The organism is Spiroplasma endosymbiont of Lasioglossum villosulum (assembly GCF_964020195.1).
Taxonomy (GTDB): Bacteria; Bacillota_I; Bacilli_A; order Mycoplasmatales; family VBWQ01; genus Spiroplasma_E; species Spiroplasma_E ixodetis_A.
This window is the reverse complement of record NZ_OZ026539.1, coordinates 788290-803578: the sequence shown is the minus strand read 5'-3', so window position 1 is coordinate 803578 and position 15289 is coordinate 788290. Positions and strand designations below refer to the sequence as shown.

General features: G+C 24.5%; 16 protein-coding genes and 4 tRNA genes. 7 read left to right on the top strand and 13 right to left on the bottom strand.

The features are described from left to right. Positions 1 to 22 precede the first annotated feature (22 nt). The 3 genes from AACK81_RS04565 to AACK81_RS04555 all read right to left on the bottom strand — a co-directional run bounded on the left by AACK81_RS04565 (position 23) and on the right by AACK81_RS04555 (position 3942). Positions 23 to 1204 (bottom strand): amino acid permease, encoded by a 1182-nt coding sequence (locus AACK81_RS04565; protein ID WP_338960143.1) that lies wholly within the window; start codon positions 1202 to 1204, stop codon positions 23 to 25. After that, positions 1186 to 3738 carry a magnesium-translocating P-type ATPase gene (gene mgtA / locus AACK81_RS04560; protein WP_338960142.1) on the bottom strand — a complete coding sequence of 851 codons (2553 nt, stop codon included), beginning with the start codon at positions 3736 to 3738 and terminating at the stop codon, positions 1186 to 1188. The genes AACK81_RS04565 and mgtA overlap by 19 nt, the downstream gene beginning before the upstream one ends. 69 nt (positions 3739 to 3807) lie before the next feature. Then, positions 3808 to 3942 (bottom strand): hypothetical protein, encoded by a 135-nt coding sequence (locus AACK81_RS04555; protein ID WP_338960140.1) that lies wholly within the window; start codon positions 3940 to 3942, stop codon positions 3808 to 3810. Positions 3943 to 4120: 178 nt separating this feature from the next. Between AACK81_RS04555 and AACK81_RS04550 the strand changes: the two genes are divergently transcribed. From AACK81_RS04550 to AACK81_RS04530, 5 genes are all read left to right on the top strand, one after another. Beyond that, a complete protein-coding gene (locus AACK81_RS04550; RefSeq protein WP_338960138.1) occupies positions 4121 to 4321 on the top strand; it encodes a hypothetical protein in 201 nt (66 codons plus the stop codon). A gap of 69 nt (positions 4322 to 4390) precedes the next feature. Further along, entirely contained in the window at positions 4391 to 5005 is a 615-nt protein-coding gene (yihA, locus tag AACK81_RS04545; protein WP_286640905.1) for a ribosome biogenesis GTP-binding protein YihA/YsxC, read from the top strand. A gap of 179 nt (positions 5006 to 5184) precedes the next feature. After that, positions 5185 to 5685, top strand: a complete 501-nt coding sequence (locus tag AACK81_RS04540; protein ID WP_338960134.1) for a hypothetical protein — start codon at positions 5185 to 5187, stop codon at positions 5683 to 5685. Between the two features lie 215 nt (positions 5686 to 5900). Further along, entirely contained in the window at positions 5901 to 8192 is a 2292-nt protein-coding gene (locus AACK81_RS04535; protein ID WP_338960132.1) for a cation-translocating P-type ATPase, read from the top strand. Positions 8193 to 8371: 179 nt separating this feature from the next. Continuing rightward, complete coding sequence (locus AACK81_RS04530) at positions 8372 to 8527, top strand: hypothetical protein (protein WP_174480153.1); 156 nt, start codon at positions 8372 to 8374, stop codon at positions 8525 to 8527. A 209-nt stretch (positions 8528 to 8736) separates the two neighbouring features. On the opposite strand, the gene AACK81_RS04525 is transcribed toward AACK81_RS04530, so the two are convergent. The 6 genes from AACK81_RS04525 to AACK81_RS04500 form a co-directional block, all read right to left on the bottom strand. Next, entirely contained in the window at positions 8737 to 8889 is a 153-nt protein-coding gene (locus tag AACK81_RS04525) for a hypothetical protein (RefSeq protein WP_338960130.1), read from the bottom strand. Between the two features lie 70 nt (positions 8890 to 8959). After that, positions 8960 to 9787: a Cof-type HAD-IIB family hydrolase gene (locus AACK81_RS04520; RefSeq protein WP_338960128.1), complete on the bottom strand. Its 828-nt coding sequence runs from the start codon at positions 9785 to 9787 to the stop codon at positions 8960 to 8962. A 215-nt stretch (positions 9788 to 10002) separates the two neighbouring features. Beyond that, positions 10003 to 10087 (bottom strand) — tRNA-Leu (locus AACK81_RS04515). A 4-nt stretch (positions 10088 to 10091) separates the two neighbouring features. After that, positions 10092 to 10167 (bottom strand) — tRNA-Lys (locus AACK81_RS04510). Positions 10168 to 10223: 56 nt separating this feature from the next. Then, a tRNA-Glu gene (locus AACK81_RS04505) sits at positions 10224 to 10298 on the bottom strand. Between the two features lie 24 nt (positions 10299 to 10322). Continuing rightward, a tRNA-Asn gene (locus tag AACK81_RS04500) sits at positions 10323 to 10397 on the bottom strand. 245 nt (positions 10398 to 10642) lie between these two features. Here AACK81_RS04500 and AACK81_RS04495 point away from each other — a divergent pair. Beyond that, entirely contained in the window at positions 10643 to 11806 is a 1164-nt protein-coding gene (locus AACK81_RS04495; protein ID WP_338960126.1) for a hypothetical protein, read from the top strand. A 58-nt stretch (positions 11807 to 11864) separates the two neighbouring features. Beyond that, positions 11865 to 13025 carry a hypothetical protein gene (locus tag AACK81_RS04490; protein ID WP_338960124.1) on the top strand — a complete coding sequence of 387 codons (1161 nt, stop codon included), beginning with the start codon at positions 11865 to 11867 and terminating at the stop codon, positions 13023 to 13025. Positions 13026 to 13102: 77 nt separating this feature from the next. On the opposite strand, the gene AACK81_RS04485 is transcribed toward AACK81_RS04490, so the two are convergent. The 4 genes from AACK81_RS04485 to AACK81_RS04470 are packed head-to-tail and all read right to left on the bottom strand — an operon-like array spanning position 13103 to position 14898. After that, on the bottom strand, positions 13103 to 13570 hold the full coding sequence (locus AACK81_RS04485) for a hypothetical protein (RefSeq protein WP_338960122.1): 468 nt from the start codon (positions 13568 to 13570) through the stop codon (positions 13103 to 13105). Next, positions 13564 to 14004 (bottom strand): hypothetical protein, encoded by a 441-nt coding sequence (locus AACK81_RS04480; protein ID WP_338960120.1) that lies wholly within the window; start codon positions 14002 to 14004, stop codon positions 13564 to 13566. Before AACK81_RS04480 ends, AACK81_RS04485 begins: the two co-directional genes overlap by 7 nt. Then, positions 13998 to 14309, bottom strand: a complete 312-nt coding sequence (locus tag AACK81_RS04475; RefSeq protein WP_338960118.1) for a hypothetical protein — start codon at positions 14307 to 14309, stop codon at positions 13998 to 14000. The genes AACK81_RS04480 and AACK81_RS04475 overlap by 7 nt, the downstream gene beginning before the upstream one ends. Continuing rightward, positions 14266 to 14898, bottom strand: a complete 633-nt coding sequence (locus AACK81_RS04470) for a hypothetical protein (RefSeq protein ID WP_338960117.1) — start codon at positions 14896 to 14898, stop codon at positions 14266 to 14268. Before AACK81_RS04470 ends, AACK81_RS04475 begins: the two co-directional genes overlap by 44 nt. Positions 14899 to 15289 lie beyond the last annotated feature (391 nt).

Below are 15289 nucleotides of genomic sequence, written 5' to 3'. Positions count from 1 at the left end.
GATAATATAATTTTTAAATATTTTAATTAACTACTAGATGAGAATTAAAAATAAATTCTTTATCTAATTGATTTTGATATTCTGGATTTGTTATTAATCTTTGTTTTAGTTTTGGTTTATAATAAGTAAAATAAATAATAGTAGCAATTATAATAAATACTCAAAACATTAAAAACTTAATCGCAATTGCAATTAATATGATTCCTTTGTTGCTTACTAAATCATGAATCATATTATAATTAAAAATAATGAATTGACTAATTAAAAATAATAAACAGATAATAAACATAATTCATTCAATAACTTTTATTTTTATTTTTTTATAATAACCCATAACACAAGTTGCTGCTATAACAAAAAGATAAACAAAGATTGTTATATTAGTTGTAAATCCCAATATTTGGTTATAATTAAAACTAATTCCAATTAAATCCGGAATTATTAGCATAATAATACAAACTATAATTGTAATTATAAAATTAATAGTATTACCATACATTGCAATATTTTCTTTATTTAATTTGGCTATTTTTTCACTAATGTATCCTTCTTTGGCTAATGGTTGTAGCATAGCTCCAGAATATAGCGCTACTTGTATTACACCATTCAATTTAATTGATAAAGTACAAATAACTAGTAAAATGATACCCGTTGTACCAGCAATGCCAGCAATAACATTATTTGGGTTATAATTATTACCACCATTTGCTCATCCGTTATTACCATTAGGTCCCTGCGAACTGATGGCACCAATAATTAAAATTGTAATCATTAAATAAAAAATAGTTGTCAAAAATAAGACAATAATTGTTCCCCTACCTAAATTTTTATTAGGATTTTTAACATTTTTTCCAATAACAGTAAAGGTCTCAAAACCAAGGAAAAAGTAGAAAAAATTACTAAAAGCATTATTAAAAATATTAATTGTAAAATGAAGATGTTTAGTACCAACAAATGCTTGTTGATAAACTATAGTGCCGTTTTTGATTACCAGAATAATGGCACAAATAATCAAAAAACAAGTTGACAGTCATTTAATGATTCCTGAAATATTAACAAATCAACGAAAACCTCTTAATCCAAAATAGATACAACTTGTAACCAAACAATAAACTATAATTCCTAAACTATCAATAAATAAATTAGATCATCTATCAGGTAATCAAGAAAAAAATGATAATTGGTTTAAGTTAATTCTAAACATTGAAATAATACCACCAATCAAGTACCACGACTTTGAATAAAAGGAATTTTTTCAGTTCTAAACATTTGTACTATTAATGTTTGTGTTAATAAACCTTCAATAAATCATCCTGAGTTGAACATATTAATATTTTCTGCAGAAGGATTACCAAAGACACCAAATCCAAATCCTAAAATTGCAAAAGTAGAGATATCAAAAATGCTACTTATAGGTCCATTAATAAAAGCAAATGGTAACATTCCTTTTGGATTTCAGCGTTGTGGTTTTAATAAAAATGATGGATCAACACGATCAAAGGCAATTGTAAATTGTGAAATATCATATAATAAATTTTGAAATAATAATTGTACTGGTGACATTGGTGCAAAAGCAAATCATGCTGATGCTACTAGCACACTAAAGACATTACCAAAGTTAGAAGCAATCGTGATTTTAATATATTTTAAAATATTACCAAAAATGCGACGACCTTCAATAATACCTTTTTCTAAAACTAATAATGATTTTTCTAATAAAATGATATCTGATGCTTCTTTTGCAATATCAGTAGCATTATCAACAGAAATTCCAACATCAGCATTTCTTAATACTAAAGCATCATTAATACCATCACCCATGAAACCAACGACGTGATCATTACTTTTTAAAGTTTGAATAATCTTTGCCTTTTGTAATAGGTTTAGTTTAACAAAAATATTATTATTTTCAACAATTCTTTTTAATTCATATTCAGTTAGGCCAGTTAATTGTTCACCAGAAATTAATCCTTTAATTTCTAGATTAACACGATTACAAATTGCTCTTGTTACTAATTCATTATCACCAGTTAATATTTTAAGATCAACACCATGTGTTTTTAGCAATTTGATCATTTTTGTTGCTGTAGGTTTTGGTGTATCAAGAAAAGTTACAAAACCAAGAAAAATTAAATTTTTTTCGTTTGTTTCATTATATTTATTATTAGTAAGATTTGTATCTTCATATGAGACATCTAAGACACGTAATCCTTGTTCATTTAATTTTGTTATTTTTTTATTAACCATTTTCATTAAATCAGAATTTAATGGTATTACTTTATCTTGATAAACTATACGATTACATGTATTAATAACTTCTTCAATTGCACCTTTACAAATTAATTTTTTATTATTTAATTTATCTTCTAAAACAATTGTTAATTTACGACGATTAAAATCAAAAGGAATTTCATCAATTTTTTGATAATAATTACTTATATTTTTTAATTTGTTTTTTTCTCCAAATTCAAGTATTGAATTATCCATTGGATTTTTTATTCCTGTTTGAAAATAACTATTTAAATAAATAAACTTAATTAAGTCATTATTTGTTTTATTATCCAATGTTATATGGTTGACTACTTCAATATTATCATTAGTTAAAGTTCCTGTTTTATCAGTACATAAAATATCAATTGCACCTAAATTTTGAATAGCAGCTAGTTGTTTAACAACTACTTTTTGTTTACTCATTTTACTAGCACCTCGCGCTAGATTAGAGGTAACAATCATTGGTAGCATTTCAGGAGTCAAACCAACAGCAACCGAAATTGAAAAAATAAATGCTGCAGGTCAATTGTTTTTTAAAAGACCATTGATAATTAACACAATGGGTACCATTACTAGCATAAAGCAAATTAACATTAAAGTAACGCGTTTAATTCCTTTGGAAAAACTGCTTAATGGACGTTGTTTATTTATTGTATCAGCAATAGTAGCGAAGTAGGTGTTAGTAGCTGTTGCTATAACAATAGCAATTGCACTTCCAGAGACAACACTTGTTCCCATAAAACAAATATTTTGTAAATCAAATAAGTTTTGATATGCAGGATCGTTAATAGCGTGTTTTTCAGCAGGTAGTGATTCTCCTGTTAATGATGATTGATTAATAAATAAATCATTGCTTAATAAAATTTTTAAATCAGCAGGAATTAAATCACCCGCTGATAAATAAATTAAATCACCTGGTAATAATTCATTAACATTTATTTCTTGTGCTTGTTTAATTATTTTAATTGAGTTTTCTTTAGTAATTTGATTAATGTTTATATTACGAATAACAGTAGTTGTATTTTTGACCAAAATTGTTAAATGTTTAGTAATAAAAAAAGCTCGTATTGATTGAATGTAAATTAGGGTTCCACTTAATAAAATCATAGTTCCAACAATAATAGCGGCAACCAATGAATAAATTGAAGTATCATTTGTTGTAAAATATGAGAATAAATTATAGATAGTAATAATTGATAAAATTATATTGAATGATCCAAAATATGCTTTTAAAAATTCTAAAATTCAATTAAATTTTGTATTTTTTAAAGTATTAATACCATATTTTTTTCTTCTTATTTCAATTTGGTCTGTTTTAAGACCAAAATTATGTAAATCTAAATTTTTTAGTAATTGTTTTTGGTTAAAATGTGCAATTTGTTTAATATAATCACCATTTGTGTAAACTAATGGTTTTTTAAAACTAAATTGTAATTTAAAATAAATTTTGTTTAAAAAAATCTTCATAATTTCTTTACCTCCTTATTTTTCTTATTTTAAGACTTTTAAATAAGGATTTAGAAATTTATTAACACGCTAAAAAAATATTTTTTTAGTAAAAATACCAGGAGAATATTTAACTGAATCTTTATTTAAAAGTACACTTTTAAAATTACTAATTTTTAAATTAGTATTATTTTTCTTATTATAAACGGAATCGCTGTCAGTCATGATATCACTCTCCTTTATCCTTTGACATTTTAACATGTTTCTCTTTAAAAAGATAACTTTTTTTAATTTATATAATTTTAAGAAAAAGATGATTACTATAAAATATTCGAATTTATTTTATGTTATTATTAATTAATGTTACGTGTTACTTTAATAATTAAAATAATAGGAGGTAAACATGAATACATTTGTAATAGTTGGTATTATTATAATAGCTATTGCTATTATTAGTTTTATGTTATTATTTAAAATTATAAAATGACTTGCTATTTATATTATTGTTGGTGGTATCATTTTGGCTGTATTATTTTTTGGTTTTGGTATATGGCCATTAGATAATATTCATTTTACTAATTTTATTAATATTAATAAAAATTAAAATAATAAATAATAATTAGTTTAAATCTTAACTATTAATTATAATATATTTTTGAATAAGAGGTAAAAAATGGAACGAATTAAGCAAGCACAATTTTTAACTAGTGCTATTAAAGAAGAACAATGGCCGCAGGATGAAATTCCTGAATTTTGTTTTGTTGGTCGCAGTAATGTTGGTAAATCAACATTTTTAAATACAATTTGTAATAATGGTAAGTTAGCTAGAGTTTCACAAACACCTGGTAAAACACAAATGCTAAATTTTTTTACAATTAATAATAATATTTGTCGCTTTGTTGATGTTCCTGGCTATGGTTTTGCTAAAGTATCAAATGAAAAAAAAATCCAATTTGCGACAATGATGGATGAATATTTTCAGTCACGAAAAAATTTAAAAGCAGTTTTTTTATTATTAGATTTAAGACATGCACCCAGTAAAGATGATATTGATATGTTGGAATATTTACAACATTATCATTTAAAAATTCATTTAATTGCTACTAAAGTTGATAAAGTGAAAAATAGTCAATTAGTAAAAAATAAAAAATTAATATTATCAACTTTAAAACTTAGCACTAATACTCCTATTATTTTATTTTCTAGTATTAGTAAACAAGGAATTGATTTAGTAATTAGTAAATTAGCAGATGATGTTAATACTAATGAAGTTGAAGTAGAAACTTAATAGTATAATATTTGTTGCTATAAAAAAAGATAAAAGTTGTTTAATATGTATATATTTATTAAAAATATCAATATTCAGTATAGAATAGAATATAATAATAATTAAACTTAATATAAGTTTTTAACTCATTATTTTGATAAAAATAAATGAGTTTTTATTTGAAAGGAAGATTAAAAGAAATGCCTATAAAAAATGAAATTTTACAAAATCTTGAAGCAAAATCAGAAGAAAATGTAGAACAAAAACCTACAAAATGAAAAGAATTTAAAACAAAACATCGAACAACCGCAAAAATTATAAAAGTGACTAAAGGTGTTGCTACTGGTACTGCTGTTGGTGCTTTGTATATTAATCCTATTGCTCAAATGAGCGGTTTAGTTGCTGCTACTGTTGCGGGTGGTGTCAGTGCTGTTAGTAACCGTTCTGAAGAACAATTAGAAACTGATATTATAACTGCTGCTGCTATTGGTGGGATTGCCAATGCTGTAATAACACCTGTTTTTATTCCTGTTGGTGGTGCTATTATTTTTGGCATAGATGCAGCAAAAAAATTTGATGAAAAACAAAGAAGACAAATTGAAGTTGACAATGATAAGTTTGCAGATAAAAAAACCGCTATAAATAATATAGATTCACAAATTGAAGTAAAAATAGAATCAAAGAAAATGGCCAGTTTATAATGAAATTTTAGATTTAAGGTAGTCTATGTTATAATATAAATATATTACTTTTTAATTACTTTTTAAGGTAATAAATCCCCAATAACATGATTGGGGATTTAGTGTTTTTAATATTTTTTAACATTAAAATGTGTATAATTTATTTTTGTATATATTGTGTGTTAAAAAGTAATAAAAAAGATTAAAATATTAAAATTTGAGGAGATGAAGTTAATATGAATAATACAAGTGATATAAATGATAATTTTGTTATTAGTAGAGCAGTACTGTCAGATGTTTCATGTACCTCTTGTGCTAGTGTTATCGAAAGACATTTTACTAAAGAAGATGGTATTACTGTTAGTATCAATTTTGCTACTAAAAAAGCACAATTTAGTTATGAACCTAAGTTTTGAAATGAAAAAAAAATTAAAAAAGCAATGCATCATTTAGGATATGAAATTTGTAAGTTTGAAACTGAGATTAAAGATATAAAAACGAGTCACCAAGTTGATATGAAAGATATTACAGATGATCATAGTAGTCATAGTAGTGAACAACATCAATCTCATATGTCAGAACAACATCATAATCATCAACATAATGTTAAATTACGTGATTTAATTGAACTTATTATTGGTTGAATATTGTTATTACCATTATTATTAATTATGATACCTAATACTTCATTTTTTGATAGTTTACGTAATCCTTATGTTCAACTTGCACTAGCAATTCCAATTCAATTTTATTTTGGTCGTAAATTTTATATTGGTATTTATCGAGAATTAATTAAACAAAAATGACCTGGTATGCATACTTTAGTAGCACTAGGAACAACAACGGCATTTATTTTTTCTATTTATTTAATGATAATTAATAAAACCGAACACTTATATTTTGAAGTTAGTGCTTCAATTATTATGATTGTTTTACTTGGTGATTTAATTAGTGCTGTTGCACAGAAAAGGGCTACTAGTGGCTTAGAAAGTTTAATGTCATTAAAGCCAAAATCAATCTTAAAATATGATTATAATACCAAAACAGAAACTTTTATTAATATTGAAGATGTACAATTAAATGATATTTTAATTATTCGAAAAGGTGAAAATATTCCTACTGATGGTCAATTAATTAGTGAAGAAGCATTTATTAATGAATCAATGTTAACTGGTGAATCGCAAGTTATTACGAAACAAGTTAACCAAAATTTAATTGGTGGAACTAATAATGTTGGTGATAGTTTTAGGATGAAAGCAACTAAAATTGGTAAAGACACAGTATTAGCAAGTATTATTAAGGCAGTTGAAGATGCACAATCTCAGAAACCAAAATTACAAAAATTGGCTGATAAAATTTCTGGGTGATTTACACCAACTGTTATTTTAATTGCCATTTTAGTTTTTCTTATTCGTTATTTTGCAGTAGGTAATGGTGTGCAAGAATCATTAGAAATTGCAATTGCAACTTTAATAATTGCTTGTCCTTGTGCATTAGGAATTGCAACACCATTAGCAGTTGCTGTTGGAATTAATAAAGCAGCAAAAATAGGAATCATTTATAATAAGGCTAGTGCTTTTGAAAAAATTACTAAGATTGATACCATTTGTTTTGATAAAACAGGAACATTAACTACTGGTAATTTGGTTATTACTAAAATTTATGGTCAAGAAAAACATGTTAATAAGGCAATTGCTATGGAAAAGCATTCAACACATCCTTTGGCTTTAGCTTTTTCTTTATATTCTAATACTAATAATGTTGGACAATCATTGACAATTACCGAGGTTAAAGAACAAATTGGTTTTGGTATTAAAGCAAAATATCAAACTGAAGAATTACAAATTTCATCACTTGAAAATTTACAAAAAGCAAAAATGCCATTTAGTCCATTTCTAAAAACATTTGATTTTGAAACAGTTACTCCTAGCCAGAAAGTATTGGCATTAGCAATTAATAAAGTTGTTACTAATATTTTTATTTTAGAAGATGAATTACAAACAAATGCATTATTAACAATTGAAAAAGTTAAAAAACAGGGAATTGAGGTTATTTTAATTAGTGGTGATAATGAATCACAAACACTTGCTATTGCTAATCGCGTTGGGATAGAAACATATTTTGCTAATGTTACACCACAAGGTAAATCACAAATTGTTGCTGATTTACAAGCAAAAGGGAAAAAAGTAGCGTTTGTTGGTGATGGTATTAATGATGTTATTGCCTTAGAACAATCTGATTTAGCAATTGCAATGGGCTCTGGTAGTGATATTGCTAAAAAAATTGGTGATATTACTATTCTTGATAATGATATTAGTATTGTTTATAAGGCTATTGTTTTAACTAAAAAAACTAAAAATAATATTTGAATGAATTTTATTTGAGCATTTAGTTATAATATTATCATTATTCCATTAGCTGCTGCCGGATTTATTATTCCACCGTTGGCTGCAATTGCAATGGCTCTTTCTGATATAACTGTTGTTGGAAATTCATTAATTTTTAAATGAAGAAAATATAAATATTAGATAATATATAAATTAATAATAAATAAAAAAGTACTTTAATTTTTTAAAAGGGGGAATTTAAATGGCTAGACAAAATGAAGAAAAAAAAGCAGAGCTTGATCAAAAGATATCTATTTTACAAAAAATGATAGGTATTATAGAAGAAAAAAAATAATGTTGAACCAAAGCCTGATGAAAAGTTGATTAGAATTAATCAACTGATAATTGATGATTATAAGAACAAACTTTCTCTATTAGTAAAAGAAAGAGAAAATAATGATTGAGAAACAATTAATTTAGAAGATATTGATAAACCATCTACAAGTCAAAATAAATGAAGTTTATCAAAAATATAAAAAAAGTTACCAATTAAGGTAACTTTTTTTATATTTTTAAAAATTAAAACTTACCTTTCTCTATAACCCTACTAGGTAAGTATTTTGATTATACTTTATCATTGTTGATTTGTATAGCAATTTTAGTGTTTTTTTAAAATTTCAATATTTTTTTATATTTAAAAGAGTCAGATTTTAAATCTGACTCTTTTAAGCAATTATCTGTCTATCTATTTGTTTTTGGGATTTTCTTCAGCATTAGCTCATAATGCTGCTGCTTTTCCAAAAGCCTCAGTGTGTTTTAATTCTGGGTGTTCTGCTTTAACCTTTGGCAATATAGTTTTCATAAAAATATTAAAAACAGTAGGTTTTTTTGCTGCCATATTTTCCTTCTCCTTTCACTTTTCTTATATTATTATTATAATATATTTTAATTATTAGTGTGTTAATAAACTATAAGAGTATATTTTTAAAAACATAATTATTAATAATGTATCCAACTCCATGCTCATCATTATTTGGAGCAATAGTTTTACCATATGGTTTTAAAGCAATATTAGCATTTTCCATTACTATTGGATGACCAGATACTTCAAACATTGGTAAATCATTAAATCCATCACCAATCGTTAATGCATCTTTAGTGTCAATATTTAAATGATTACATAATCATTGTAGTGCCGAACCTTTATTAATGTTTTTATTACCAATTGAAAAAACATTTGTATGATATTGAACAATTGTTAAATCTGGAAAGTTAGTTTCAAAACTATTAATGAATTTTGTAATTTTATTAGCCTTTCAATATTTTTCTAAAATAACCATTACTTTTGAGATTGGCATTTTAATATCAGTACTATTAGTTAACTTAATAATTTTAATTTGCAGATTTTCAACTCATGTACTTCAACTATTAGCCGCATGGTTAACATACAAAGTATCAATACTATTAAAATGTAAAATCATTTGTTTATTATATTTGGTTAATCATTCATAAAGTTTAATTGTTATTTCTGAATTTAATTGTTGTAAATAAATTCATTTTTGTTTAGTATATGATCAAATTTCAGCACCATCATTACCAATAATATAACCATCATATTTTTCAGCATTAATCATTTTACCAACACGAATAGCATTTTCACCATATCTACCTGTATTAATTACAACTTTAATATTATTTTTTTGAGCTTTTAAACAAGCATTAAGATTAATTTCACTTAAGGCACTGCCACTATCAAATAAAGTACCATCTACATCAGTAAAAATTATTTTTACCATCAATCATTTCCTGCTTTCTTTTTTTCTATTATTTTATTAATATTATAAAGATAAAATAATAAAATACTATATATTTCCATAGAATAAAATTTCTTAAATTAAAATAAAATATTACGTTTAAAATATAATATTTTATTTTAATTTTTTATTATATAAAAATGTTAAAAAAGAAAAAAACCTTTAATGAAAAACATAAAGGTTAACAAAATAATGTATGGTGCGGAACAAGGGACTTGAACCCTCATGCCTTTCGGCGCCAGAGCCTAAATCTGGTGCGTCTGCCAGTTTCGCCAATTCCGCATTTTGGTGTCCCATATAGGCCTCGAACCTACAACCCTCAGATTAAGAGTCTGATGCTCTGCCAATTGAGCTAACGAGACATCTAGGGGAATAAAAAACAAGTAATTATAATACTTGCAGTCTAAATATTAATTAATGGTGACTCGTACGGGGATCGAACCCGTAATGTAGGAATGAAAATCCTATGTGTTTACCAATTCACCAACGAGCCGTAGAAAACAAGAGTTTAGAATAATGGCGCCCAGTATAGGATTTGAACCTATGACACTTCGATTAACAGTCGAATGCTCTGCCGCTGAGCTAACCGGGCATTTACTAAACCTTAATTATTATATTGAAGAAAAGTATAATTTGCAATAACTAATAAAGTTTTTTTTATTTTTTTCTTGATTACGGCAATGTATATGCTTTATTAATCATTTTTTTAAATTAAATGTAATAATAACTTAAGTATTATTTGTAATAATGAATACTATTAATGGTAAAAATAATTAGAAAGAAGTAAACATAGAAATCATGTAGAATTACATTATCAATATAAAGGGGTTTTAATTTATGAAGTTATTATTAGTAACATTAAGTTTTTTAACATTTGGAACAACTGTAGGAACTTTTGGAAATGTATTAAGTACGAATCTAAGCAAAATAAATAATAGTATTAAAGAAACTTATACTATAATTCCTAATTCATTTAGTTTGAAAAGTGAATTAAGAAAAGAAAAAATGAATACTGATAATATTGATGTTGATATGTTAGATGGAATGACAAAGGCTATTATTCGTTATATGCCAGATACAACAGATTTACCTTTTTTAGTTAAAGAGGTTAATTTGTTTTGACTAAGTAATGATATTAGTCAAATAATAACTAAAAAAGCATTACCTTATAGTAAAAGTTTTGAAAAAAACGGAATAGTTGATAAAGATTTAATTTTAGAAGCAATTAATATTATGAATGGTACTAAGTTTTCTAATAATGATTTAGATGTACTAATTAATCAAGATAATAAAAATATTTCTTTAATAGCAAAAAGTAATAGTCACTTTCAAGGGAAAATAGATATTTTAAATAAGCCAGCAGAATTTTCGGATATTTTTTATGAACAAAATCTTGGAAAAATTTATTTTAATACTGATATGTATGAAAAAAGCACATTCTTACATCCAACAAGTCAATTTGGGAGATTTGCAATAGTTATGGAATATTTAGGAAATCGTAATAAATTAATAAAATTTTATGAAAATGAGATTACATCTGCTTTAACTAGTTCAGCATTAAAAATATATGAGTTAAGTTTTCCCAATTTTAATAATGAAGGAAAGATTGAATTTAGTTTTGCAATTGAAAATATTATGAATTATTCATCATTTAAAGCAAACTTTTTACCATTACCAACAGAAAATAATCGAGTTTTTATTAACTACCAAGGTAAACAACCAAAAAATGATGAAAAAATTGATATTAAGTTAGAAGGATTATATACAGAAAATAATAAAAATAAATTATTTTATGATGTTGTAGTAAAAACACTTGGTAAAAAATTTGCTGATAAGTATAAAGATATTTTATATAATGAATTTCTTATTGAGGGTTTTAATAAAAAATTAAAAACTACAAAAATAACTCCTAAACCAGGATCAAAAATATTTGCTTTTTCAACAAAAGTATCAGAAAGTTATACAGAAATCCCTTATTATAAGTTAAATATTTCATGATAACATAATTAAATTAATATAAATCCCTAAATATTTAAATATAGATTCAGGAGATAAAGTTATGAGAAAAATAATTAGATTTTTTTTAAATTATATTTTGGTTAGTGCAACAACAATAAATGTTATTGCTTGTAGGTGAGGCTGTACTAATAATGATTATGATTTTGCTGATGAAAATGAACAAGATATTTCTGGTAATTATATTGTTCCTGATATCAATAAGAGAATTAATAAAGTAGTAAGTGATCGCATAAATTTTTTTGAAGGCGAAGATGTGGCTAGTTTAAAACAATGATATTTAAAAAATTCGCAAAATTGATTTAGTAAAACTAGTAAAAAATTAAACTTTGTTACTAATTTAGAAGAAAAAATTCAATATGAGGCAAAAAAAGAGTCGATTAATGAATTTAACTTGTTAGCAAATAATAAGAGTAATTTTACAGACTTTTCTGATTTACAAAATCAAATTAATATTACTAATCTTGGCAAAATTTATACAAATGTTAATTGGGATACATTAATTAATTCATCTACAATAAATGCTACTGAAAAAGCAGAGATAAAAGATAAATTAGTTCGATTTTATAATATATTTGCACAAATTTATGGCAAAAAAAATGTTCTTAAACTTTTATATCGAGTAGCTGAAATTAATAAAAATGGTTTATTTGGCTTTGTTAAATCTGGTTATGTTTATGATTCACAATTTCAAAATTATTCATTAGTTCAAGTTATGGCAATAAATCCAAATTCTCTTAGTAAAAGAATTCAATATTGGCAATATGTTAGTGGTTATAAAGCTTCAAAAAGTATTATTAGAACAATTGTTCATGAATATGGTCATGCTTTAGGTTCTTTTATTCGTTTAAATTTTCAAGGAAAACAAAGAATAAATTCACTTGCAGATAATGATCATAGTAAATGATGAAATAATTATTTTAATTCATCTTATTTATTAAAAAATAATCTAGAAAAAGGAGAAATAACTGATGAAACTAATTATATGATTTCATCATTAGCAAATAGTACAAAAATTAACGATCCAATTTATCAAAAGATTTTAGCATATGGTATTGTGAGAAGTGAATATGGCCGAGAATCACATTTTGATTTATTTGCCGAAGCCTTTGATCAGTGAATAGATACTGAAGAAAGTCAACGTAATATTGCATGAGAAAAATTAGATAATTTTTTTAGAATTGATTTGCCTAAAACATTATAAAAAAAATATGAATTGGAAATTTGAGTTTAGTTAAATACAAGAAAAATAAAATTATGTTATTAAAACCATAATAATTTCTATAATATTTTTTCATTATCTTTAATTTTATTGTTTAAAGTTTTATTATTTAAATAATAGTTATTTATTTCTTTTGGATTAAAAGTTTTAATTTCTTCTTTTCTTAATAAAAGGTGTGGTGAATTTTTAATTTGTTCAGATGTAAATCAAGTAATTTGTTCTTTTGTGAGTATTTGAATTTGCTCACTTGTTAGTGCTGGTATTTGTTCGTTTGTGAGTGCTTGTATTTGGTTTTTTGTAAATGCCTGTATTTGTTTTTCAGTAAAAGATTGAATTTGATATCATCAAAGGTTTTTGATTTGTTTTGTAGTAAATGTGGGTATTTGTATTTTTGTAAAAGCTGTTATTTGTTGGTTTGTGAGTGCTTGTATTTGTTCTGCTGATAATTCTTTAATTTGCTCACTTGTTAGTGCTTGTATTTGTTCGTTTGTGAGTGCTTGTATTTGGTTTTTTGTAAATACTAGCATTGTTGTGGCCAAAAATTTTTTATTTGTTCTTCAGTAAATCCTTGTATTTGATATGGCCAAAAAAATGCTGCTATTTGTTTTTCAGTAAATCAAGTAATTTGTAATGGTAAAAATGATTGGGTTTGTAATAGTGTTAGTGTTTGTATTTGCTCACTTGTAAGTGCTGGTATTTGTTCGTTTGTGAGTGCTTGTATTTGGTTTTTTGTAAATGCCTGTATTTGTTTTTCAGTAAAAGATTGAATTTGATATCATCAAAGGTTTTTGATTTGTTTTGTAGTAAATGTGGGTATTTGTATTTTTGTAAAAGCTGTTATTTGTTGGTTTGTGAGTGCTTGTATTTGTTCTGCTGATAATTCTTTAATTTGCTCACTTGTTAGTGCTTGTATTTGTTCGTTTGTGAGTGCTTGTATTTGGTTTTTTGTAAATACTAGCATTGTTGTGGCCAAAAATTTTTTATTTGTTCTTCAGTAAATCCTTGTATTTGATATGGCCAAAAAAATGCTGCTATTTGTTTTTCAGTAAATCAAGTAATTTGTAATGGTAAAAATGATTGGGTTTGTAATAGTGTTAGTGTTTGTATTTGCTCACTTGTAAGTGCTTGTATTTGTATTTTTGTAAGTTTTTTAATTTCTTTTTCTTTAAATAGCGGAATAGGTATTTCTTTATGTTTTAAAATATAATCAGTATGGTTTTTATTAACGTAGTTTATTAGACAACATGTTTTGAGAATTTTTTTCAAATTCTAGCTTATTATTTATTATTTTTCTTGTTTCATTTAATTGTTTACCTATAAAAATTAAAGAATTTTCATTGTAGGGTTTTAATTTTCTTGATTCAAACTCTTCTTGATAAATATTATGATAGTGTTGTAAGTCACTTGAATCCATAATTCTTGCTTGTCCGATAATATATTTTAAAGGGTTACTATCAAAAAACATAGATTCAGCAGCAAATCCAGCTAAATCAATTCGTAATAAGGTATATAAGTCATTATCACTTATATTTTTAATTTGATTTAAAGGTATAAGTTCATCAGATATTGTTCTTCCAAGGTATTGGGAATCTGAACTAATATATTCTAACTTTTGAAATTTATTTTTAAATTTAGAATCTAAAATCATTGTTGTATGTCCTGCTTCATGAATACAAGTAATATCTTGATCATTAGATTGTGTACAATCTGTAATAGATATATTTTTAGGTTTTCAATCTTTAATATTTTCTTTATTATAAATTATTTTAGCATTAATATTTTGAAGTTGATTATTAAAAAGTGGCGTGATTAATAATCATAATTTAAATCAATAATTTGGATTAAAATATTTCATATTTTTGTACTCCTTTTTAAATGTAAAAAAACTCATTTACTTTTAAAATAAAAGCAATGAGTTAAAACTTATAATTTAGTTTCTAATTATTTTTATAACAAATTTTATAATTTTTACATACAATATGATTTATTTTTGATTTAGTGCTTTAATGATTTATATTAATTTAAAAAGTTAAATATGATTGTAAATAAAAGTGCTAAAATTGAAATAAATGATGATCAATTTCTTTTTCATCAATTAGAATTTTTATATTCATAACCTTTAGTAGTAATTTCAGTTTCAGTTTCAACATATTTTATTGTAATTTCATGGTTTCCTTTAAATAATAGTTCTTTTATTAAAGAGTCTGATGAATTTCTAAAAGTAAAACGTAATTTTTTATTTAAAG